The organism is Streptomyces sp. NPDC029152 (assembly GCF_055564355.1).
On the sequence record NZ_JBVHWR010000001.1, the window covers coordinates 216,392 to 237,264 of the forward strand.

Annotated in this window: 18 protein-coding genes and 1 tRNA gene; 8 read left to right on the forward strand and 11 right to left on the reverse strand. The window is 74.4% G+C overall.

Annotated features, from left to right (window positions below; translation table 11 throughout):
* Nucleotides 1-25: 25 nt before the first annotated feature.
* From ACZ4V6_RS00945 to ACZ4V6_RS00975, 7 genes are all read right to left on the reverse strand, one after another.
* Nucleotides 26-99, reverse strand: a tRNA-Lys gene (locus tag ACZ4V6_RS00945).
* A complete protein-coding gene (locus tag ACZ4V6_RS00950) occupies nucleotides 90-674 on the reverse strand; it encodes a bifunctional DNA primase/polymerase (RefSeq protein WP_467821627.1) in 585 nt (194 codons plus the stop codon). The genes ACZ4V6_RS00945 and ACZ4V6_RS00950 overlap by 10 nt, the downstream gene beginning before the upstream one ends.
* A 145-nt stretch (nucleotides 675-819) precedes the next feature.
* On the reverse strand, nucleotides 820-1,191 hold the full coding sequence (locus tag ACZ4V6_RS00955) for a hypothetical protein (RefSeq protein WP_189230911.1): 372 nt from the start codon (nucleotides 1,189-1,191) through the stop codon (nucleotides 820-822).
* A gap of 459 nt (nucleotides 1,192-1,650) precedes the next feature.
* A complete protein-coding gene (locus ACZ4V6_RS00960) occupies nucleotides 1,651-3,012 on the reverse strand; it encodes an AAA domain-containing protein (RefSeq protein WP_467821628.1) in 1,362 nt (453 codons plus the stop codon).
* Nucleotides 3,009-4,607 (reverse strand): hypothetical protein, encoded by a 1,599-nt coding sequence (locus ACZ4V6_RS00965; RefSeq protein ID WP_467821629.1) that lies wholly within the window; start codon nucleotides 4,605-4,607, stop codon nucleotides 3,009-3,011. Before ACZ4V6_RS00965 ends, ACZ4V6_RS00960 begins: the two co-directional genes overlap by 4 nt.
* Nucleotides 4,598-5,800 carry a hypothetical protein gene (locus ACZ4V6_RS00970; RefSeq protein WP_467821630.1) on the reverse strand — a complete coding sequence of 401 codons (1,203 nt, stop codon included), beginning with the start codon at nucleotides 5,798-5,800 and terminating at the stop codon, nucleotides 4,598-4,600. The genes ACZ4V6_RS00965 and ACZ4V6_RS00970 overlap by 10 nt, the downstream gene beginning before the upstream one ends.
* Complete coding sequence (locus ACZ4V6_RS00975) at nucleotides 5,697-6,650, reverse strand: phosphatase PAP2 family protein (RefSeq protein ID WP_467821631.1); 954 nt, start codon at nucleotides 6,648-6,650, stop codon at nucleotides 5,697-5,699. Before ACZ4V6_RS00975 ends, ACZ4V6_RS00970 begins: the two co-directional genes overlap by 104 nt.
* A 217-nt stretch (nucleotides 6,651-6,867) precedes the next feature.
* Here ACZ4V6_RS00975 and ACZ4V6_RS00980 point away from each other — a divergent pair, with 217 nt between their 5' ends.
* Nucleotides 6,868-7,470, forward strand: coding sequence for a histidine phosphatase family protein (locus ACZ4V6_RS00980; RefSeq protein WP_467821632.1), 603 nt, complete (start codon nucleotides 6,868-6,870; stop codon nucleotides 7,468-7,470).
* A gap of 170 nt (nucleotides 7,471-7,640) precedes the next feature.
* Here the strand turns inward: ACZ4V6_RS00980 and ACZ4V6_RS00985 are convergent, their stop codons facing one another.
* On the reverse strand, nucleotides 7,641-9,080 hold the full coding sequence (locus tag ACZ4V6_RS00985; protein WP_467821633.1) for a hypothetical protein: 1,440 nt from the start codon (nucleotides 9,078-9,080) through the stop codon (nucleotides 7,641-7,643).
* A 281-nt stretch (nucleotides 9,081-9,361) separates the two neighbouring features.
* On the opposite strand from ACZ4V6_RS00985, the gene ACZ4V6_RS00990 reads away from it, so the two are divergent.
* The gene (locus ACZ4V6_RS00990; protein ID WP_467821634.1) at nucleotides 9,362-9,781 is read left to right on the forward strand and encodes a hypothetical protein; all 420 of its coding nucleotides are present in this window, start codon (nucleotides 9,362-9,364) and stop codon (nucleotides 9,779-9,781) included.
* Between the two features lie 92 nt (nucleotides 9,782-9,873).
* Complete coding sequence (locus ACZ4V6_RS00995; protein WP_467821635.1) at nucleotides 9,874-10,743, forward strand: spermidine synthase; 870 nt, start codon at nucleotides 9,874-9,876, stop codon at nucleotides 10,741-10,743.
* Between the two features lie 13 nt (nucleotides 10,744-10,756).
* On the opposite strand, the gene ACZ4V6_RS01000 is transcribed toward ACZ4V6_RS00995, so the two are convergent.
* A complete protein-coding gene (locus tag ACZ4V6_RS01000) occupies nucleotides 10,757-11,320 on the reverse strand; it encodes a hypothetical protein (protein WP_467821636.1) in 564 nt (187 codons plus the stop codon).
* Between the two features lie 142 nt (nucleotides 11,321-11,462).
* On the opposite strand from ACZ4V6_RS01000, the gene ACZ4V6_RS01005 reads away from it, so the two are divergent.
* Entirely contained in the window at nucleotides 11,463-12,182 is a 720-nt protein-coding gene (locus ACZ4V6_RS01005) for a response regulator transcription factor (RefSeq protein ID WP_467821637.1), read from the forward strand.
* Nucleotides 12,179-13,588, forward strand: coding sequence for a sensor histidine kinase (locus ACZ4V6_RS01010; RefSeq protein ID WP_467821638.1), 1,410 nt, complete (start codon nucleotides 12,179-12,181; stop codon nucleotides 13,586-13,588). The genes ACZ4V6_RS01005 and ACZ4V6_RS01010 overlap by 4 nt, the downstream gene beginning before the upstream one ends.
* Before the next feature lie 219 nt (nucleotides 13,589-13,807).
* On the opposite strand, the gene ACZ4V6_RS01015 is transcribed toward ACZ4V6_RS01010, so the two are convergent.
* Both ACZ4V6_RS01015 and ACZ4V6_RS01020 read right to left on the reverse strand, forming a co-directional pair.
* On the reverse strand, nucleotides 13,808-15,235 hold the full coding sequence (locus ACZ4V6_RS01015; protein ID WP_467821639.1) for a GH1 family beta-glucosidase: 1,428 nt from the start codon (nucleotides 15,233-15,235) through the stop codon (nucleotides 13,808-13,810).
* A 176-nt stretch (nucleotides 15,236-15,411) separates the two neighbouring features.
* Nucleotides 15,412-16,455, reverse strand: a complete 1,044-nt coding sequence (locus ACZ4V6_RS01020; RefSeq protein WP_467821640.1) for a LacI family DNA-binding transcriptional regulator — start codon at nucleotides 16,453-16,455, stop codon at nucleotides 15,412-15,414.
* Between the two features lie 494 nt (nucleotides 16,456-16,949).
* On the opposite strand from ACZ4V6_RS01020, the gene ACZ4V6_RS01025 reads away from it, so the two are divergent.
* The 3 genes from ACZ4V6_RS01025 to ACZ4V6_RS01035 all read left to right on the forward strand — a co-directional run bounded on the left by ACZ4V6_RS01025 (nucleotide 16,950) and on the right by ACZ4V6_RS01035 (nucleotide 20,761).
* Nucleotides 16,950-18,269 carry an ABC transporter substrate-binding protein gene (locus ACZ4V6_RS01025; RefSeq protein ID WP_467821641.1) on the forward strand — a complete coding sequence of 440 codons (1,320 nt, stop codon included), beginning with the start codon at nucleotides 16,950-16,952 and terminating at the stop codon, nucleotides 18,267-18,269.
* A 561-nt stretch (nucleotides 18,270-18,830) separates the two neighbouring features.
* Nucleotides 18,831-19,823: a carbohydrate ABC transporter permease gene (locus ACZ4V6_RS01030; protein WP_467821642.1), complete on the forward strand. Its 993-nt coding sequence runs from the start codon at nucleotides 18,831-18,833 to the stop codon at nucleotides 19,821-19,823.
* Nucleotides 19,824-19,837: 14 nt separating this feature from the next.
* Complete coding sequence (locus ACZ4V6_RS01035; protein ID WP_467821643.1) at nucleotides 19,838-20,761, forward strand: carbohydrate ABC transporter permease; 924 nt, start codon at nucleotides 19,838-19,840, stop codon at nucleotides 20,759-20,761.
* Nucleotides 20,762-20,873 lie beyond the last annotated feature (112 nt).

The following is a 20,873-nucleotide window of genomic DNA, read 5'->3' on the forward strand; positions in this document are numbered from 1 at the left end:
CGAACATGCCTCGCCGTCGACAACGTGCGCCGCCAGGGACTCGAACCCCGGACCCGCTGATTAAGAGTCAGCTGCTCTAACCAACTGAGCTAGCGGCGCCTGCTGACGTCGTAGACCTTAGCACCCGGGTCGGCGGGAGGAAAAATCGAGATCCGCACCGCGGTCCTGGCCGCCCGCACGGCCGCCCAGAGCAGGATCTCCGGGCCCGGCAGCCACGGCAGACGGGTGTCGGGGGCCACCAGCCAGCGGGAACCGGAACGCGGGGACGCGCCGGCGAGGGCCGGGACGGTCACCGCGTCCCCGGCACCGTGGCACAGCAGTGGCGGCACGGCGCCGGCGCGGCCGTCCCGCCGGCCGCGCGCGCTCCACTCCTCCCACTCCAGCAGCGAGGGCAGCCGCTGGGCGGTGCCCGGCGCGGCGAACAGCAGCATCCGGCCCCGGAACTCGGCCACGGGGCCCGACCCCGGGCCCTCGTCCCACATCCGGTCCAGCATCCGGCGCCCGAAGACCGTGGGGACGCTCACCACGTCGAAGGCCGAACCGCAGGGCAGGACGACCGGGGCGTCCGGCCGCTCCCGCCACAGGGCGAGGGTGCTGCGCGGGTAGGCACCCGCCGAGGCCAGCCAGGCGGCGCCGTCCGCGGTGACGTCCGAGACATTCCGTGTGCTGCTCATGCTCCTTACGTCTACCGGGAGTGAGAGCACCGCTCCGTTGAGTTGCGGGAAACCGGGACGGGGGAGCGGGCGAGCGGGTATCTTGCCCGTCTGGCATATGCGTCCGGTCTGGTCGAACAGACGGCCGGTGCCGGAGGGGGTGCGGTCACACCGGGTCGACGTGTCCCGGTCCGCCGCCCTCGGCGCCGCGCAGCAGGTCCCGGCCGAACTCCACCATCTTCTTGGCGTAGTCCTCGGTCCACTCGGCCCGGTCGGCGATGTCCGCGGCCGTCAGCCGGTCGAACTTCCGCGGGTCCGCCAACTGCGCCGCCGCCATCGCCTGGAACTCCACCGCCCGGTCCGCCGCCGCACGGAACGCCTGCGTCAGCTCCGTCGCACGGTCCAGCAACGCCCGGGGGTCGTCGATCGACTCGAGGTCGAAGAAGTGCTCCGGATCGGCGGCCGCCTCGGCGGGCTCGAAGAGCAGGGGCGCGGGGCGCAGCCGCGGTTGGTTCCGACCCGGCGTGGGCTCCGCCATGTCTTCTCCTTCTCGTACGTCACGAACGACCCGCCCCGCGAGCGGGGGCACCCCCGGTGGAGTGGGCCACCGTCCATTGTCCCGCGCCCGTGCAAGTGGGCCTCGGCCGCACGAGGGGCACGGACGCTCGCCGGACACCTGTGCGATCAGGGCTCCGCCCGGGGGGTGGAGGGCGGTGGTGTTCAGGGGGCCAGTGGGTCCGGTGTTCCGCGAGGTGGGCCGGTGCGGCGTGGTGGGCCTCCCAGCCGTCCGGGCCGCGGTCATCGGCCGCCTCCGGCGGTGTGCCGGGCTCCGCCCGGCGGGCGGAGCGGGGGTGGTGGTCAAGGGGACCAAGGGGTCCGGTGTTCCGCGAGGTGGGCCGGTGCGGCGTGGTGGGCCTCCCAGCCGTCCGGGCCGCGGTCACCGGCCGCCTCCGGCGGTGTGCCGGGCTCCGCCCGGCGGGCGGCGCGGGGGTGGTGGTCAAGGGGACCAAGGGGTCCGGTGTTCCGCGAGGTGGGCCAGCACGGCGTGGTTGGCCTCCCAGCCGTCCGGGAACTTCACCAGCGTTCCCAGCTGGACCGGCTCCGTCGACGGGTAGTCGTCCAGCAGGGCGTCCACCCCCGCCCGGCACACCACGATGCACGCGTGCCGGTGCCGGGAGGCCAGGACGCACAGGCGGCCCGTCTCCAGGTGGAAGGCGGTGGCGTCGGGGCGGCCCGAGAGCGGGTGCAGGACGACCGTCACGTCGTACTCCCGGCCCTGGAGCCGGTTCGCCGTGTCGACCGTCACGTCCCGCACGCCCAGGCCGGCCAGCGCCGCCCGGACCGCCGCGGCCTGGTCCCGGTGCGCGGTGCCCACGGCGATGCGGCCCGCGGTCAGCGCAACGGGGTCGGGGGAGCGCTCGGAGGTCGCCGCGCCCCCGCGGTCGAGCAGCCGGCGCACCACCGCCGCCACCGCCCGCACCGCCTCCGGGTCCGTGCGCGGGGTGTGCCGGGCGGGCAGCTCCAGCAGGCCCCAGCCCGAGGCGGCGGCCTCGTCGATGACCCGGTCGGGCCCCGAGCCGTCCGACGGCACGGCGAAGGCCAGGCGCCGGTCGCCGTGACCCGTGCCGCTGCGGAACGGCGTGTACGGGTAGAACGCCGCCGACACCAGTGGCGCCGCCGACGCCGGGAGCCGCCACGACACCGGCAGCCGGTGCTGCGGCAGGCCCGGGTTGTGGGCGAGGAGCGTCGTCACCGCGGAGGCCGACGGGTCGTACGACAGCCCCGCCCACTGCTCGCTGCCCACCGTCGCGAACGGGTCGAGCTGGCCCGGGTCGCCCACGAACAGTGCCCGCTCGAACAGGCCCGCCACGGCCAGCAGCGAGTCGGAACGCATCTGGTACGCCTCGTCGACGATCGCGTGCCGCCACGGCTCGTCCACCGTGACGTGCGCCCACTTCGCGGCCGTCGACAGCACCACCGCCTGCCCGGCGAGGTCCGCGGCCTTCGCCGACGTGCGGACGTTCGCCAGGCCGTCGAGCGCCTTGTCGTACGGATCGGCGTCGCTGCTGTGCAGGCGGCCCACCGGGAGGTCCGGGTTCTTCTCGGCGAGGCGCAGGACCAGGTCGTCCACCTGGGCGTTGGTCTGCGCGACCACCATCAGCGGACGTCCGGCCTCGGCCAGCTCCAGCGCCGCCCGCACCACGAGCGTGGACTTGCCGGCACCGGGCGGGGAGTCCACGACGACACCGCGCTCGGTGCCGTGCAGGGTGTCGTGGAGGATCGCCGCGGTGGCGCGGGCGGCCTCGGCGCCCGGGTCGGATCCGGCCCCGGCGGGGGCGGTGGTGGCCTCGGTGGTCACAGGACGTCCTCCGGGGTCTGGGCGTCGGCGGGCTCCGGCACGGCGGCCGCCTCACCGGGCGGCCCGCCGTGCGTCCACGGCGTCCGTTCCGGCTCGGGCAGCTTCGCGCCGCCGCGCTGCTCGTGTTCGAAGAGGGTGAAGCAGACCAGGTCGCCCTTCTCGGGCACCGACCCGGCCTCGGGCTCCTTGCCGCGGCCCATCTTGTCCAGGATCCGCAGGACGAGGCTGCCCTCGTCGTCCTCGCCGACGTACTCCGCGGCCTGCGGCTTGCCGCCCAGCGACCGGTACACCTTCACCCGCTCGCCCAGGTGCGGCCGGTCGTCCGTGCGGACCGTGACCAGCGGGCGCGGACCGGGCCGCCTGCTCTCGCTGTACGCCATGACCACGTCCACGACCTCGCCCGCGAACGCCTCCCCGGCCAGCCGCCGCCCGGCCATCACCAGCGGATCGTCCAGCGCCTCCTGCGCCTCCAGCCGGGCCTGCTCGCGCTCGCGCGTGGCGAGCTTGTTCGCCGCCGTCACCGCGTCGTCCCGGCGCGGCTGCGGGGGCTCACCGGCGAGGACGCGGTCGCGGTGCGAGGTGAACGACCAGCGGTCGCGCGTCCACCGGTCCGCGACGTGCGCCCCCGCGGGCAGCTCCCGCAGCAGGTCCAGGCCCAGCCACACCGCGTCCCAGGTGGGCCGCGTACGGCTCTCGACCAGGTCGCGGATCTCCCGCTCGGCGGCGGTGAGCGCGCCCAGCCGCTCGTCGGCCTCCAGACCGTCCTCGGCGGCGGCGAGCGCCGTGCGCGCGCGGTCGTAACGCTCGACGGCCGGCGCGAGCAGCCTGTTGTCGAAGGCCGGGTCGGTCGCCGGGCCCGCGGGCGGGCACCGCAACTGGCCGTCGGCGTCGCGGGCGAGTTCGGCGTGGCGCGCGGCCTCGGCACCGGTGGCGAAACCCTCCGGCGGGGCGATCCACCCGAGCAGCGCCCCCAGGTGCTGGTCCTCCAGGGAGGACTGCCCGGTCGCCCAGTGCCGGCCCAGCAGGTCGGTCATGGCGAGGAGGAGGGAGGAGCCGGGCACCCGCGCCCGTTCGCCGTAGTGGGTCAGCCACCGGCCGAGCAGCGGCACCCTCGGCGGCGCGGGATGCGGCGTCTCCGGATCCTGCTCCGCCGTACGCCGGAAGCGCATCGACCGGCCGAGCAGCCGTACGAAGTCGATGCCCGCGCGGCTCGGCACGATCAGCTGCGCCGCGTCCGCGCACAGGTCGACCTCGACCTTGACCCGCTTGCCGGTCTCCGGATCGGTCTCGGTCCGCTCGGCGGCCTCGACGCCGTCCGCGCACGCCTCGACGTGCGGCAGCACGATGCCGGCCAGCTCGGCCAGGAACGCGAAGCGCAGGTCGCGGTCGCGGGGCTGCGGGACGACCAGCAGGCGCGGCGCCTGTCGGTCGGTGCCGACCAGCGCGCCCAGCGGGGCGCCCGCCTCACCGGCGGTGGTCAGCGGCACGAAGACCAGCGGGCGGTCGGACAGGTGCCGGTGCCGGACGGTGGCGGCGGGCTGGGCACGACCGCTGCGCACCGCCTCGAGCCGGGCGAACGTGGTGATCAGCGACATACGGCCACCCCGCCGGTCCCGGCGCCGGCCGTCGCGAGGGCCTCCGCCCGCAGCCGGGCCGCCCGGCGCAGGGCCGCCACCGCCGGGTCGTCCGGGTCGCCGGCCTCCCCGCGCGCCGCCGCCAGCACGTCGTCCACCGTCGACAGTCCGCCGAGCTCGGCCCGCACCGGGCGGCCCAGCGAGGTCACCGCGCCGTTCTCACGGGAGCGGGCACGGCAGTGGAAGGCCAGCTCGCACGCGGACAGGCACTCGGGCGCGTACGTCGCCGGGACCGCCTCGACCGCGGCCGTCAGCTCGTCGGCCGGCAGCGCGGTGGAGAAGCAGACGCCCTCGGGGAGCGCGTCGGCGATCTCCTCGACGCGGGTGAGGCGGGCCAGCTGGCGGGCGGTCACCGCACGCTGCTTGCGCACGTCGACGGCGGACGCGGTGGGCAGGTTGGAGAAGTCCTTCGGGCAGACCAGCAGGACCCGGTGCCGCACGCGTGGTGCCGGATCCAGGCGGCCGGCCACCTCCTCCAGCGCCAGCACGTACACCGCGGCCTGCCGGGCGGCCGCGCCCACCTTCGCCGGGTCCGCGGAACCGTCCAGCATCGGGAAGGACTTGATCTCGACGACCGTCCAGGTGCCGTCCGGGTGGACGACCACCGCGTCCGGCTCCAGGAAGGCGGGGGAGCCGGCGACGTCCAGGACCAGCATCGGGTGGTCCAGGAGCGTCCAGGCGCCGGACGCCCGGGTCGCCTCCCGCAACGCCAGCGAGGTGCGGGCGGCGCGGCCCTCGGGGCCGGTCGCCGTCAGGTCGGGCACCCGCGCCCCGGCGGGCGGCTCGGCGCCCCGGTCCAGCCTCTCGTGCACGAGCCGCAGCAGTTCGGCGCCGCCGTCCGCCTTCACCCGCGCCTCAAAGGCGTTGCCCCGCGTCAAGGCGAACTGCGACTGCCCGAAGACCGACGGCGAACCCAGCGCACTCGCCAGCGAACCCTTGTCCACCCCGGCGCCGTCGAGGATCGCGCGCCGCCTGCACCCCGGGTTGGCGGCGAGGGCGGCCAGGGCCCGCGCGTCCAGCGCCTTCGCCGGGACGTCGGGGCCGCGCAGCTCAGCGAGCCGGTGCCGGAGTCTCGTCCCCCGCGTCCGTGGGGGAGGTGTCCGGCTCGGCTCCCGCTCCGAGCCGCTGCTCGCGCTGCCGTGGAAATCGCTCACCCGCGGAAGTCTGGCATCCACCGCTGACAATCGGGGAGTCGGTGCCGCCCGAACCCTGCGGGGCGGAAGCGAGACGCGTGGTGATCCGGGTCCGCGCCCGGTCCGAGACCCGCATCACGAACGGTGCCAGCAGGAAGCCCGCGCCCATCACGGCGGCGCCCGCCACCGCGTCGAGGAAGTAGTGGTTGGCGGTGCCCATCACCACGATCGTCGTCACCAGCGGGTAGACGACGCCGGCCGCCTTCGCCGCGCGCGTGCCGCCGTGGCGCCACAGCATCACGCCGCACCACAGCGCCCAGCCCACGTGCAGGCTCGGCATGGCCGCGTACTGATTGGTCATCCCGCCCAGACCGCGCGGCGCGCTCGCCTCGCCGCCCCACCAGCCGTACGAGCTGTAGTGGGCCATCGTGTCGACGAAGCCGTGGCTCGCGTCCAGCAGCCGGGGCGGGCAGGTCGGCAGCAGTGTGAAGCCGATCAGTCCGATGAACGTGGACGTCATCAGCCAGGTCCGGGCCGCCCGGTAGCGCACGGCGCGCGAGCGGAACAGCCAGATCAGGACCGCCGGGGTGACGACGTAGTGCAGCGACGCGTACCAGAAGTCGGCCGGGACGCCGAGCCACGGTTCGCGGGTGAAGAGCCGGTTGAGCGGGTGCTCCGCGTTGAGGAACAGCGCCTTCTCGATGCGCAGGATCGCCAGCCCGTGGTCCACGGCGTCCGAGACGTCACCGCGCACGAGGAGGCGGCCCGCGGAGTAGCAGGCGTACACGAGGACGATCAGCGGGAGCTCGGTCCACCAGCGAAGCCGAGTCTTCGGGGTCGCCTCGGTGCCCGGTGCCTCGGTGTGCGGCAATCCGATCGCCCTCCCCCTTCTTCTCGTTCTTCTCGTGCTTCTCGCTTCTCGCGCGTCCCGACGGCGTCGGGCGTGCCACTCTACGGCGTCCGGTGGCCCCGCCCGCGGAGCGCCCCCGGCCCTGATAGACGCCGGGGCGTCCCCCCGGGTTGCCCGCCCGGGGCGTGCGCGATGATGGGAGGGACCCCTCCGACGTCCCTCCCGGAAAGGCCCCTCCATGGCACCGCGCATCCTGCTGGCCCGGCACGGACAGACCGAGTGGTCGCTGTCCGGCAAGCACACCGGCAGGACCGATGTGCCGCTCCTGGAGGAGGGCCGGCGCGGCGCCAAGCTGCTCGGCGAGCGCCTGCACCGGGCGCCCCTGGACGGCCTGCCCGGCGTCGAGGTGCGCACCAGCCCCCTGTCCCGCGCCCGCGAGACCTGCGAACTCGCCGGCTTCGGCGAGCGCGCCCGCACCTGGGACACGCTCATGGAGTGGGACTACGGGGCGTACGAGGGCATGACGCCGGCCGAGATACAGGCGGTCCGGCCCGGCTGGCTGATCTGGCGGGACGGGGTCCCGCAGGGCGAGAGCCCGGCCGACGTCACCGCGCGCGCGGACGAGGTGGTCGCGTGGGCGCGGGAGGCCGACCGGGACGTCCTGGTCTTCGCCCACGGACACGTCCTGCGGTCGATCGGCGCCCGCTGGCTGGGCCTGCCGCTCGACTTCGCGTCCCGGATCCGCCTGAACCCGACGTCCCTGTCGGTCCTGGGCTGGGCCTACGGCGAACCGGCCATCGAATCCTGGAACGACCAGGGCCACCTGACCGACCAGTCGTGACCACGCGGCCGCCGTGCCGACGCGGCCGCGGGCGGTCGTGCCTCCCCGGAGCCTGGACGGTCCGGGAGGCACCCCCGGGGGCCGCACGGGCGGGCGCTGGGGGTGCCCCCTTCGGGGAGGCGCCCCGGCAGCGCCGGGGCAGCGCACCCACGCCCCCCCCTTCCGGCCGGTCAGGCCGTCCGCGGCAACGACGCGTGCCGTTCCAGGAACGCCGACACCCCCGACGCCCGCCGGTGCGGCAGCAATACCCGCGCCGTTCCCGCCAGCATCGTGTGGATCCGCGACGACTGGACCTCGCCCAGCAGGTCCAGCACCCGCATCCCCGCCCCGGCCGCCTCGTCGGGCCGCCCGCCCCGCGCCAGGTCGTCGGCCAGTTCCGCCGAGTACAGCGCGAGGTTCCGCGTGAACTGCGGACCCTGCAGTCCGGCCGCCCGGCGCGCGTGCCCGGCCGCCCGGGGCCAGTCGCCGAGCGTGGACCAGCACTGCGCCTCCAGGCCCTCCAGTTCGGCCTCCCCGTAGAAGCTCATCCACTCGGGGTCGGCGTCCGAGGGGCCCCGCTCGAAGAGGAGGTGCGCCCGGGTCAGCGCCTGCTCGCAGCCGACGCGGTCCGCGAGTCCCGCCCAGCCGCCCGCCTCGCGCAGCGCGAGCAGGGACATCAGCCGCGGCGACCCCAGCGGGCGGGCGGCGCGCTGCGCGGCCTGGGCCGCCCGTACCGCCTCGCGCGGCCGGCCGGCGTCCCGGGCCAGGAACGCCGTGTTGCAGAAGGCGTGTGCCTCCAGCCCCGGGTCTCCGGTCATCCGGGCGGTGGCGAGGGCCTCGGCGTAGTGGGAACGCGCGTCGTCGAAGCGCCCCGAGTCGTGGGCCAGCCAGCCCACGGAGATGGCGAGTTCACCGGCGCCCGCGTAGAGCCGGTCCGCCGTCGCCTGCCGGGTCGCACCGGCGTCCAGCAGCGCGTACGCGGCGCGCAGCGGAGCCGCCGCGCGCCGGTAGAGGCCGTCGGCGCCGTGCCGGTCGTCGAGCACCCGGATCCGGCGGACGGCCTCTTCGAGGGCTCCCGCGTCGCTCGTCCCGGCCCGGCGCGCGGCGCGCGGCGTCGCCTCGGCATCGGCGGCGAACCCCAGGGGGCCCAGCGAGACGGCGGCCACGGTGACGCCGCTCGTCATGAATGCGCGACGCAGCACGTCGCTCTCCTTGTTGTTGTCGTGCGTGTCGTACGGGCTGTGCGTGTCATACGGTTCGCCCGCCTCACCTGACTCACTCGTGGCGCTCGGTGACCGGCCGAGGTGCGCCGGGGGCGCGTCCTCGTCCGTGCGCGCCCGGCGCCCGCGTACGGACGAGCGGGGCGCGAACCCCAGATCGGTGAGCGCGCGGCCGGGGAACATGTGCAGGAACACCCGCTCGTACGCGTAGTTGGGGCAGCGGATCTCGCCCGCCTCCACGCGGCCGATGTAGCGCGCGTCACAGCTGACCCGCTCGCCGATCTCGCGCGCGGCACGGCGTACCGCCGCGGCGAACTCGGCCGGCGAGCGCTGTCCGCGCAGGCGCCGGAAGGCGAGGTTCGGCCGCGGCGGCCGATCGGGCTGGGCGGAGGTCACCGTTGACGACGCCATGGCCGGGTCCTCTCGTGCGAACCGTCGAACCACGCCGGAAGAGGTGCGTGTTGTCGGGATTCTCCCCGTTGTCACCCCGTTTCCGGCGAGCAAGAACGTACCTGCTGTGACGGAGTCACCACGCGCTGTTCACCCACAAACCGGATATCTCACCCGGGATCTGCCATGAAGTGCCATCCTTTGCGGCGGACTTGTGCCGTAGCCGTTGCCGGCCTGCCGCGTTGGACCCTGTGGTCCGGGAGGCCCCCGACCCCCGGCCGACTCGTCCAAGGAGGAGTTCCGTGGTGGAGGCCGGGATGGAGACCAGCCGGAGCAGCGACCTCGCAGGCGTCCGCGGCGCGGGCGACGACGGTGGCTGCGACGTCGTCACCGTGCCGACGCGGCAGGGCCTGGAGGCCGTCGACATTCTCAGGCGGGGAGCCGGCGAGGCGGTGGGCCGTGTGCTCCACGACCACGGCTGCGACACCCTCGGCTTCCTGGTGCCCCCGGGCACGGCGGCCGCCTGGGACGTGCCGGGCAGCACCTGCACGGAGACGGCCGGCCGGGGGGCGAGGCTCGCCCCGGCCCCCGAGCCCCCGGTGGAGGGCGTCGACTGGCTGCTGCCGCCCGGCGACGCGGACCTCGCGACCGACCCCGCCGTCCTGCGGGCCGCGCTGGGAGAGGCGGCCCGGCTGATCGAGGCCGCGGACAGCTGCCGCTGAGCGCCGGGTGCCGCACGCACCCCGGTGCCCGGGCCGGCGTCCCGCCCGCCCGGCCGGACGCGTCGGCGGCGGGAGCGTTCGATAATGGCCCGATGGGAAAGTCCAGGAGCGCCCGCCGCGGGCGCGCTGCCGTGGAAGCCGTCGTCGAGGACGTCGACGGCGGGGTCGCCGAGCTGGTACCCGACCGCGAACGGGCGCGGGCCTGGACGCTGCTGATCGACGGCGCCCCGCAGTCGCACGTCGACCTGGACGACCCGGCGTACCTGTCGTTCGAGTACCAGCGCCGCATCGGGCACGTCGTCGACCTGGCCGCCCCGCCCAGGAAACCCGTCCACGCCGTGCACCTCGGCGGCGGCGCCCTCACCCTCGCCCGCTACGTCGCCGCCACCCGCCCCCGCTCCACCCAGCAGGTCGTCGAGCGGGACGCGGCCCTGGTCCGGCTCGTCCGGCGCGAACTGCCCCTGGACCCCGGCGCCCGGATCCGGGTCCGGACCGCCGACGCCCGCGCCGGACTCGCCAAGGTGCCCGACGGCTGGGCCGACCTGGTCATCGCGGACGTGTTCGGCGGGGCCCGCACCCCGGCACACCTGACGTCCACCGAGTTCCTCGACGAGGTGCGGCGCGCGCTCGCACCCGGCGGGGTCTACGTGGCCAACCTCGCCGACGGCCCGCCGCTCGCCCACCTGCGCGGCCAGATCGCCACCGCCGCCGACCGCTTCCCCGAACTCGCCCTGATCGCCGACCCCGCCGTGCTGCGCGGCAGACGCTTCGGCAACGCCGTCCTCGCCGCCGGTGACCGCCCGCTGCCGATCGCCGAGCTCACCCGCCGCGCCGCCTCCGACCCGCACTCCGCGCGCGTGGAGCACGGCAAGGCCCTGACCGACTTCACCGGAGGCGCCCAGCCCGTGACGGACGCGGCGGCGGTCGCCTCGCCGGCACCGCCGGCCTCGGTCTTCCGGTGATCCGGCAGCCGGCTCAGTAACTGCCGGTCTCCACCCGCGGCGGGCCGTCGTGCCAGGTGCAGAACACCGACACCCGGTCCGCGCCGGAGGTGAACTCCACCCGGATCCACGTCTGCGTCTTCCACACCTGCATGGACCAGCCCGCACCCGGGGTCGCCGACACCAGCGACGCGGACGACGGCCCGAGGTCGAACACCGCGCGTCCCCCTTCGGTCTCGTAGCTCCGGACCCGGCCGGAGGCGGTGGGGGAGGGGGCCGAGGGGGCGGGGGCGGTGGCCGGCGCGGTCCGCGAGGGCGCCGGACCCGGCTCGCGGGGCGTCCGGCTCGGCGTCGCCGACGGGCCGCCGGACCGGTTCGCCGACGGAGTGCCCGACGGTGAGGGGCGCCTGGTGGACGATGCCGGCGGTCCAAAGCCGCGTGCGTCCCGCACGGCCGCGTCGGCCGCCGTGACGGGCAGGGCGCGGGGCGCGTCGTAGGCCGTGCCCGCCATCACCGTGTGCACGCCCCACCACGTCAGCGTGACCGCCGCGCCGGTGGCGAGCAGCCAGGCCAGTACGTGTACGAGTCCTCTGCGCATCGCGGCCATCCTGCCTCACGCGTCACACGCGTGTCGCCCGGACGGGACGGCCCCAGGGGTCGTCCACCACCGCGCCCGGAGCCCGGCCGGAGTTGTCCACAGGCCCGCACCGGGCTCGTCCGCATGGCGTACGGTGCCGTCCATGGCACGTGTGCTCGTGGTCGAGGACGACCAGTTCGTACGCTCGGCGCTCATCCGGCACCTGACCGACGCCTCGCACCTCGTGCGCAGCGTCGGTACGGCGCTGGAGGCGCTGCGCGAGGTCGCCCATTTCCGTTTCGACGTGGTGATCCTCGACCTCGGCCTGCCCGACCTCGACGGCTCCGAGGCGCTGAAGATGCTGCGCGGCATCACCGACGTGCCCGTCATCGTCGCCACCGCCCGGGACGACGAGGCGGAGATCGTCCGCCTGCTGAACGCGGGCGCGGACGACTACCTCACCAAGCCCTTCTCGGTCGAGCACCTGTCGGCCCGCATGGCGGCCGTCCTGCGCCGCGCCCGCACCGGCGGCGGGGAGGTGCCGCCGTCCACCGTCCTGCGCGTCGGCGGCCTGTCCGTCGACCCCCTGCGCCGCCAGGCCGAACTGGACGGCGTACGGCTGGACCTGACACGGCGTGAGTTCGACCTGCTCGCCTTCCTCGCCGGCCGCCCCGGAGTGGTCGTCCCCCGCAAGGAGCTGCTCGCAGAGGTCTGGCAGCAGTCCTACGGCGACGACCAGACCATCGACGTCCACCTGTCCTGGCTGCGCCGGAAGCTGGGCGAGACCGCGGCCCGGCCCCGCTACCTGCACACCCTGCGCGGTGTCGGCGTGAAGCTGGAGCCGCCGGTCGCGGAGCCCTCCGCGGCGGAGCCGCCGCGGTGAGGTGGGCCCTGGTCAAGGTGGCGCTGGCGGTCACCGCCATGGTCGTGGTCGCCTTCGCCGTCCCCCTCGGACTCGTCGTCCGGGAGATGGCCCGGGACCGCGCCTTCTCGAACGCCGAGCGGCAGGCGGCCGCCGTCGCCCCCGCGCTGTCCATCACCACCGACCGGGACCAGCTGGAGCGCGTCGTGGCCTCCGCGGGCTCGGACGCCGGGATGTCCGTGCACGTACCGGCGTCCGCCGGCAAGGACGGCGGCGACACCCGCATCGGCCGGCAGCGCGCCGCCGACGCGGACGTCGCCGCCGTCCGCGCGATGGGGCGCGCCTCCACCGCGGAGGTGCCCGGCGGCTCGGCGCTGCTCCAGCCGGTCGCGCTCAGCTCCGGCGAGATCGCCGTCGTCGAGGTGTACGTCCCCGAGTCCGAGGTCACCAACGGCGTCGGCACGGCCTGGGCGGTGCTCGCCGGGGTCGGCGCCGCGCTGGTCGTCGGCTCGGTCGCGGTCGCCGACCGCCTCGGCGTGCGCATGGTGGGGCCCGCGCGGAAGCTGGTGGAGGGGGCGCACGAGCTGGGGGAGGGCAGGCTGGGCGTCCGCGTGCCCGAGGAGGGGCCGACCGAACTGCGGCTCGCGGCGGTCGCGTTCAATTCCATGGCCGACCAGGTCGTCCAACTCCTCGCCAACGAACGCGAACTGGCCGCCGACCTGTCCCACCGGCTGCGCACCCCGCTGACCGTGCTGCGGCTCAACGCGGCCTCGCTCGGCGACGGACCGGCCGCCGAGCAGACCCGGGCCGCGGTCGAGCAGCTGGAGCGCGAGGTCGACACCATCATCCGCACCGCCCGCGACGCCAAGCCGCAGACCGCCGCGGCCGGCCCCGGCGCCGGGTGCGACGCGGCCGAGGTGGTCCGCGAGCGGATGGGCTTCTGGTCCGCGCTCGCCGAGGACGAGGGACGCAGGTGGCGGGTGGCCGGCGCCGACCGGCCGGTGCGCGCACCCGTGGCCCGCGCCGACCTGGCCGCGGCCCTCGACGCACTGCTCGGCAACGTCTTCCGGCACACCGCCGAGGGCACCGCCTTCGCGGTCGACCTGCACGACGGCGAGGACGCGGTGATCGTGCTCGTGTCGGACGCGGGCCCCGGCATACCCGACCCCGAGGCGGCGATGGCCCGCGGCCGGGGCTCGGGCGCCGACGGGTCGACCGGGCTCGGCCTGGACATCGTGCGCCGGCTCGCCGAGTCGACGGGCGGGGACGTCCGGATCGGCTCGTCCGTGCTCGGCGGGACCGAGGTGCGGATCTGGATCCAGCTCGACGGGCGCACGGCACCGGTGCGGCGCGGACACCGGGGGGCCGTGCGGCGCCGCAGGCCCCGGCCGGCCCGCACCTCCGATCGCTCCCGGTCCCTTCCCTGAACGGCCCCTGAGATCGCCGGCCCCCGTCCGGCTCGGGCGCTTCGCCCGGTTCCCGCCCGCCGGCGGGCCGACGCCACGTACGGCCCGGTCCTCCAGAGGCGCCGGCCTTCCCGGAGGCCTTCGCCGCCCACGGGTGACCGCGCCGCCCGCACCGCAGCGGGGCGCGGCATCCCCCCGCAGGAATGCCGCGCCCCGTCACCGCTTCCCCCGGAGGAAGGTCTACTCGGCCGGATCCACCGGCGGGAGGGCCCCCGTGCGGGCCGCCCGTCCGTACCACAGGGCGCTCGACTTGGGCGTGCGCTCCAGGGAGGCGTAGTCGACGTGGACCGCGCCGAACCGCTTCTCGTAGCCGTAGGCCCACTCGAAGTTGTCCATCAGGGACCACAGGTAGTAGCCGCGCACGTCCGCGCCGTCGACGATGGCCCGGCGGACCGCCCTGAGGTGGCCGTCCAGGTAGGCGACCCGCTCCGGGTCGTGGACCGTGCCGTCCGCGCCGGGCTTGTCGTCGTAGGCGGCGCCGTTCTCGCTGATGTACAGCGGCAGACCGGAAGTCTCCCGGTGGTAACGCATGATCAGCTCGTGCAGGCCGGTCGGGTCGACGCTCCAGCCCATCGCCGTGCGCTCGCCCGGCGGCTGGTGGAACGCCACGTCGTCCGCGGCCGGCCACGGCGAGTGGTCGCTCTCGCCGTGACCGTCGGCACGCGGGGCGCGCGAGTCCGCGTCGGCCGCCGACACCACGGTGGGCGTGTAGTAGTTGAGGCAGATCGCGTCCAGCGGCTGGCGGATCAGGCCCAGGTCGCCGTCCTGGACGTGCGACCAGTCGGTGACCGGAGCCGTCGCCTCCAGGAGCGTCCCCGGGTAGGCGCCGTGCAGGATCGGCCCGTGGAAGATCCCGCCGGACAGGTCGTCGATCTTCCGTGCCGCCGCCAGGTCCTCCGGCCGCTGCGACAGCGGCCGGACGACCGAGGTGTTGAGGCTGATCGCCACCGAGTTGCCGGCCGGCATCACCGAACGCAGCGCCACCGTACCCAGGCCGTGCGCCAGGTTCAGGTGGTGGGCGGCGCGCAGCGCGGCCGCCGGGTCGGTACGGCCGGGCGCGTGCACCCCGGAGGCGTACCCCAGGAAGGCCGCGCACCACGGCTCGTTGAGCGTGATCCACTGCTCCACGCGGTCGCCGAGCGCCTCGCCGACGATCTGCGCGTACTCGGAGAACCGGTACGCCGTGTCCCGCGCCGGCCAGCCGCCCGCGTCCTCCAGCTCCTGCGGCAGGTCCCAGTGGTAGAGCGTGACGGCCGGCTTGATGCCGGCGGCCAGCAGCTCGTCGACCAGGCGGCGGTAGAAGTCCAGACCGCGCTGGACGGCGGGGCCGCGGCCGGTCGGCTGCACCCGGGACCAGGAGACGGAGAAGCGGTAGGCGCTCAGACCGAGGTCCTTCATCAGCGCCACGTCGTCGCGGTAGCGGTGGTAGTGGTCGACGGCGATGTCACCCGTGTCGCCACCGGCCGTCTTCCCCGGCGTGTGGCTGAAGGTGTCCCAGATCGAGGGGGTGCGGCCGTCCTCCCGCACCGCGCCCTCGATCTGGTACGCCGAGGTCGCGGCGCCCCAGAGGAAGGCGGGAGGAAAGGAGACGGATGTCGCTTCTGGCATGGATTCGCTCCCACGGTGTCGGGGCCCTCATTATGCATGGGAGCGCTCCCACCGCAAAAGCCCCGGCCCCGGGCCGCTTCGGCCGGACCCGTTGCGGCCCCTCCGGTCCGCCCTCGGCGTCCTGGCCGCGCCCCCGGCCGCGACCGGCCCCGGCACGGGCCGCGTCCGGGCCGCGCTCAGGCCGACTCCCGCACCACCAGTCGCGTCGGCAGGACCACTCCGCGGTGTCCGGCGCCGCGGTCGGCGATCTCGTCCAGCAGCAGCCTCGCCATGGTGCGGCCCATCTCCTCCAGCGGCTGCCGGACGCTGGTCAGCGGCGGATCGACGTGCCGGGCCACGATGGAGTCGTCGAAGCCGATGACGGCCACGTCACCGGGCACCCGCCGGCCCGCGGCGCGCAGCTCCAGCACGGCGCCGGAGGCCATCACGTCCGAGGCGGCGAAGACCGCGTCCAGGTCGGGGCGGCGGCGCAGCAGCTCCCGCATGGCCGCGCGCCCGCCCTCCTCGGTGAAGTCCCCGTTGGCGACCAGGTCTTCGGCGACGGCGGCACCGGCGTCCCGCAGCGCCTCCCGGTACCCGTCGAGGCGTTCGCGCGCCGCCTCCATGTCGAGCGGTCCGGTGATGGTGCCGACGGCCCGGCGGCCGTCGGCCAGCAGGTGCCGGACCGCGGCCTCGGCGCCGCCGCGGTTGTCCGCGCGCACGTGCCCCAGTGGCTCCCCGGCGCCGCGCCGGCCGGCCAGCACGGTCGGGATGGCGAGCGCCTCCAGTTGGTCGGGCAGCGTGTCGTCGCTGTGCACCGCCACCATCAGCACCCCGTCCACGCGCTGTCCGGACAGGTACGGGGCGAGCCGCGCGTACTCCTTCTCGTCGTGGACCATGACCAGCAGCATGCGCATCCCGGCGTCCGCGAGACCGGCGGACACGCCCCGGATGATCCCCGAGAAGTACGGCTCGGAGAACAGACGGGTCTGCGCGTCGGGGACCACCAGCGCCACCGAGTCCGTGCGCCGGGTGACCAGGGAGCGGGCGGCCGGGTCGGGGACGTAGCCGAGCTCGGCGATGGCCCGCTCCACGGCCGCGCGGGAACGGTCGCTGACCTTGGGCGAGCCGTTGATGACCCGGGAGACCGTGCCGCGGCCGACACCGGCGCGCGCGGCCACCGCGTTCAGGGTCGGGCGCCGGACGTCCGCGGCGGTGGGCGGCTGTTCGGCAGGGCTCATCGTTCACCTTCCGGCGTTCGGTGGGGGGACCGGCTTCATTCTGGCCCAGAAAGCGCGGCCCCCGTCCGCGCGGATCCCTCCCGCGCCCCGGTCGTCCGCCAACTAGCCGGTGACCTGCGGGAATTCGGAACCGCCGGACCGGTGACCCGGCGGAACGCGGCTCACGGCGCGACACATTCCCGTGACGTGCTGAACACGCTTACGCAACAACGCCGTTTTCAAGTCTTGACACCCGCCCCCGCCACCAACCAGTCTTCGGGGCAAGCCGCGTGGGAGCGGTCCCACGGAGTTCCGGGGCCGTCTTCCGTACGGAACGAAGCACCATCGGCCCTTCCCTCCACCTCGCATGGCACACCGTTGACCAGCATCTTCGCACCGCGCGCCGCGTTGCTCTGGGCTGGCCGCTGCTCGAACCGAGAGGGCAGGTCCGGACCGTCGAACCCGACGGTCTGATTCCTGAGGTCCCCGTTCCCACTGGAACAAGGAGTAGTGGAATGCGCATCACCCGAACCGGCGGCGTCCGTGGCCGCAGAGCAGCGGCCCTGACCACGTCGGTCCTGACGGCCTCGGCCCTGCTGCTGACCGCCTGCAGCAGCGACAGTGACTCGGACGCTTCGGAATCCGACGGGAAGATCGTCCTCAAGGTGGCCGACTTCGGGCAGTTCGGCTACAAGGAGGCCGGCCTGTTCGAGAAGTACCAGCAGCTTCACCCGAACATCGAGGTGAAGGAGGAGACCACCGCCAACGAGCAGGACTACTACCCGAAGCTCCTTCAGCAGCTGAACTCGGGCAGCGGTCTGGGCGACGTCGTCGGCGTCGAGGTCGCACGCATCAAGGAGGTCGTGGACACCCAGGCGGACAAGTTCACCGACCTCAAGGGCAGCATCGACACCAGCCAGTGGGTCGACTGGAAGGCCAAGCAGGCCACCACCAAGGACGGCAAGGTCATCGGCGCCGGCACCGACATCGGCCCGATCTCCCTCTGCTACCGCAGGGACCTGTTCGAGAAGGCGGGCCTGCCGACCGACCGCGAGAAGGTCGCCGAGGCGATAGCGGGCGGCTGGGAGGACTACATCGAGCTCGGTGAGCAGTACAAGGAGAAGGCGCCCAAGGGCACCTACTTCATGGACTCCGCCAGCGCCATGTTCAACGGTGTCGTCAGCTCCTCCGAGAGCCAGTACTACGACGCCGACGGCAAGGCGATCTACAAGGACAGCCCGTCGGTGCAGAAGGGCTGGGACCTCGCCGCCCAGGCCGCGGACAAGAAGCTGAGCCAGGGCGTGCCGCAGTTCCAGGACCCCTGGAAGTCGGCGCTGCGCAACGGCAGCGTGGCCACCGTCGTGTGCCCGGCCTGGATGGCGCTGCAGATCCAGAACTACTCCGGCAACGACTACGCGGGCAAGTGGGACATCTCGCGCGCGCCCGGTTCGACCGCGGCCAACTGGGGCGGCTCCTTCCTGACCGTGCCCAAGAGCGGCAAGCACGTCAAGGAGGCCACCGAGCTCGTCAAGTGGCTGACCGCGCCGGAGCAGCAGGCCGCCGTGTTCAAGGCCGCCGGTCTCTTCCCGTCCAACCAGGGCGCCTATGACCTCCCCGATGTGAAGAACGGCAAGCTCGAGTACTTCAACAACGCCCCCGTCGGCCAGATCTACGCCGAGGAGGCCAAGTCCATCCCGGTGGCCGTGCTCGGCCCGAAGGACGGCGTCATCAAGGACTCGATCTCCACGCAGATCAACAACATGGAGCAGCGGGGGACCAAGCCCGACAAGGCCTGGGACGCGGCGACCGAGGCGATCGACAAGGCCATCGGCTGACCCGCGCACGGTGCGGGCGGTCCAACCAGCCGCCCCGCACCGTCCGTACCGTGCGCACCGGGGACCGTGAAGTCGACGGCCCCCGCCCGCAGCAGACCCGGCCGTCCGCGTCGGGTCTGCTGCGCGGCGTCGGGTCCGCGCCCGCGCCGCGACCGCTCCACCCGGCTCGCGGGGCGGGCGCGCCCCTCCGCCCGAACGGCCTGCGGGTCCTCCCGGGCCGGCCCGGGAGGGCGCGGCGGGCCGCGGTCCGGCCGGACGGGGCCGGGAGCGGAGGAGGACCCGGGACGCCGGTGCCGACCCAGGCGTCCCGACCCGCCTCCCCGCCCCCGACGACCCGCCCCGACCACTCGTCCTGACCACTCGTCCTGACGACCCGCCCCGACCACCCGGCCGCCGTACCCACCGCAGACCGTCGCACGGGCCGCCCGGCAGCGTGCCGCACCGCGCGGGCGGGACCCGGCGGAACGGGCGCCGGCCCGTCCACCCGCCTCCCGCCCCTACCCGGCCCGAACCTCCGGGCCCGACCTGCCAGGCCCGACCTCCCAGGGAAGGATTCCCTCCGTGGCAACGACAACCCCCACACGGGGTGCCAAGTCTCCGCACACCGGCGGCTCCGGCTCCGCGTCCACAGAACGCAGCGCGTGGCGTTCGCGACTGTGGCGCCTCGACGACAAGGTGTCGCCGTACGCGTACATCGCCCCCTTCTTCCTCGTCTTCGGTGCCTTCGGGCTCTACCCGCTGCTCTACACCGGCTGGATCGCCCTGCACCGGGTGGAGATGACGAGCCTCGACCAGTCGGAGTGGGTCGGCTTCGAGAACTTCACCAAGATCCTCCAGGACTCCGAGTTCTGGACGGCCGTCTCCAACACCTTCGTCATCGGCGTCATCTCCACCGTCCCGCAGCTGCTGGTCGCCCTGGGCCTGGCCCACCTGCTCAACTACAAGCTGCGCGCCAGCACCTTCTGGCGCACGATCATCCTCACCCCGTACGCCACCTCCGTCGCGACCGCCGCCCTCGTCTTCGCCCTGGTGTTCCGGGCCGACGGTGGACTCCTCAACTGGGTGCTGGGCTTCTTCGGCGCCGACAACATCGACTGGGGCAACGGCCACTGGACGTCGAAGATCGCCATCTCGATCATCGTGATCTGGCGCTGGACCGGCTACAACGCCCTGATCTACCTGGCGGCCATGCAGGCCGTGCCGACCGACCTGTACGAGGCGGCCTCGATCGACGGCGCCTCGCGCTGGCAGCAGTTCCGCAAGGTGACCATTCCCTCGCTGCGGCCGACGATCCTGTTCACCATCGTCATCTCGACGATCGGCTCCATGCAGCTGTTCGGTGAGCCGCTGCTGCTGCAGGGCGGCACGCTCGGCTCCGTCGGCGGCAGCGAGCACCAGTACGAGACGCTCAGCATCTACCTCTTCAACTACGGATGGAAGCTCCAGCACCTCGGCCCGGCCGCCGCCGTGGCCTGGGCCATGCTCGTCCTGCTGCTGCTCATCGCCCTGATCAACTGGATCGTCAGCCGGTTCGTGCGCAAGAGCGCGGCCTGACGGGAGCGACAACGATGACCACGACAAGTACTCCCTACAAGACCGCCTCGGGCCCGGTCCACGCGGCTCCGTCCCCCGCCTCCGGCGGCAAGGGCCGCCGCCTCAGGATCGGCGCCGGCCAGCAGCTCAAGGGCGGCCCCTTCACCTACCTCGCGCTGATCGTCGTCGGCCTGGGATCCGTCTTCCCGCTGTACTGGACGCTGGTGGCGGCCTCGCACGACCAGCAGAGGGTCCTCGACGACCCGCCGCCGTTCATCCCGGGCGGCAGGCTGTTCAGCAACCTCGAAGCGGCCTGGGAACAGGCCAACCTCGGCAAGGCCATCGTCAACAGCGTCATCGTGGCCGGCTCCATCACCGTGGCCACGCTGTTCTTCTGCACCCTGGCCGGCTACGCCTTCGCCAAGATGCGCTTCCGCGGCCGGAACGTGCTGATGACCGCGGTCATCGCCACGCTCACCATCCCGCCGCAGCTCAGCGTCGTCCCGCTGTTCATGATGATGTCGGACATCGGCTGGGGCGGACAGCTGGAGTCGGTGATCTTCCCGACCCTGGTCGGCGCCTTCGGCGTCTTCTTCATGCGCCAGTACCTCATCGAGGCCCTGCCGTACGAGCTCATCGAGGCGGCCAAGGTGGACGGGGCGAACAACCTCCGCATCGTGTGGAGCGTCGTCCTGCCCGCCGCCCGGCCCGCGATGATGGTGCTCGGCATGCTCACCTTCGTCCAGGCCTGGAACGACTTCTTCTGGCCGTTCCTCGCCCTGAACCAGGAGAACCCCACCATCCAGGTCGCGCTCGGCCAGCTCAGCGCCTCCTACACCCCCGACCAGAGCATCGTCATGGCCGGAGCGCTGATCAGCACCCTGCCGCTGCTCGTGGTCTTCGTCGTCTTCGGCAAGCAGATCGTCGGCGGCATCATGGCGGGCGCCGTCAAGGGCTGACCGGGGCGCCCCGCTCCTGCCCGCCGGCGGGGTCCGGCCCGCACCCGGGCCCCGCCACCCCGCGCCCCACCCCGCCTTCCCGCACCGCCGGGCCCCACCGTCCGGCCCCTCC

Excerpts from the sequence above, each read along its gene's own strand:
- ACZ4V6_RS00950 (WP_467821627.1), bottom strand. The coding sequence starts at position 674 with ATGAGCAGCACACGGAATGTCTCGGACGTCACCGCGGACGGCGCCGCC.
- ACZ4V6_RS00955 (WP_189230911.1), bottom strand. The coding sequence starts at position 1,191 with ATGGCGGAGCCCACGCCGGGTCGGAACCAACCGCGGCTGCGCCCCGCG.
- ACZ4V6_RS00965 (WP_467821629.1), bottom strand. The coding sequence starts at position 4,607 with ATGTCGCTGATCACCACGTTCGCCCGGCTCGAGGCGGTGCGCAGCGGT.
- ACZ4V6_RS00980 (WP_467821632.1), top strand. The coding sequence starts at position 6,868 with ATGGCACCGCGCATCCTGCTGGCCCGGCACGGACAGACCGAGTGGTCG.
- ACZ4V6_RS00985 (WP_467821633.1), bottom strand. The coding sequence starts at position 9,080 with ATGGCGTCGTCAACGGTGACCTCCGCCCAGCCCGATCGGCCGCCGCGG.
- ACZ4V6_RS00995 (WP_467821635.1), top strand. The coding sequence starts at position 9,874 with ATGGGAAAGTCCAGGAGCGCCCGCCGCGGGCGCGCTGCCGTGGAAGCC.
- ACZ4V6_RS01000 (WP_467821636.1), bottom strand. The coding sequence starts at position 11,320 with ATGCGCAGAGGACTCGTACACGTACTGGCCTGGCTGCTCGCCACCGGC.
- ACZ4V6_RS01005 (WP_467821637.1), top strand. The coding sequence starts at position 11,463 with ATGGCACGTGTGCTCGTGGTCGAGGACGACCAGTTCGTACGCTCGGCG.
- ACZ4V6_RS01015 (WP_467821639.1), bottom strand. The coding sequence starts at position 15,235 with ATGCCAGAAGCGACATCCGTCTCCTTTCCTCCCGCCTTCCTCTGGGGC.
- ACZ4V6_RS01020 (WP_467821640.1), bottom strand. The coding sequence starts at position 16,455 with ATGAGCCCTGCCGAACAGCCGCCCACCGCCGCGGACGTCCGGCGCCCG.
- ACZ4V6_RS01025 (WP_467821641.1), top strand. The coding sequence starts at position 16,950 with ATGCGCATCACCCGAACCGGCGGCGTCCGTGGCCGCAGAGCAGCGGCC.
- ACZ4V6_RS01035 (WP_467821643.1), top strand. The coding sequence starts at position 19,838 with ATGACCACGACAAGTACTCCCTACAAGACCGCCTCGGGCCCGGTCCAC.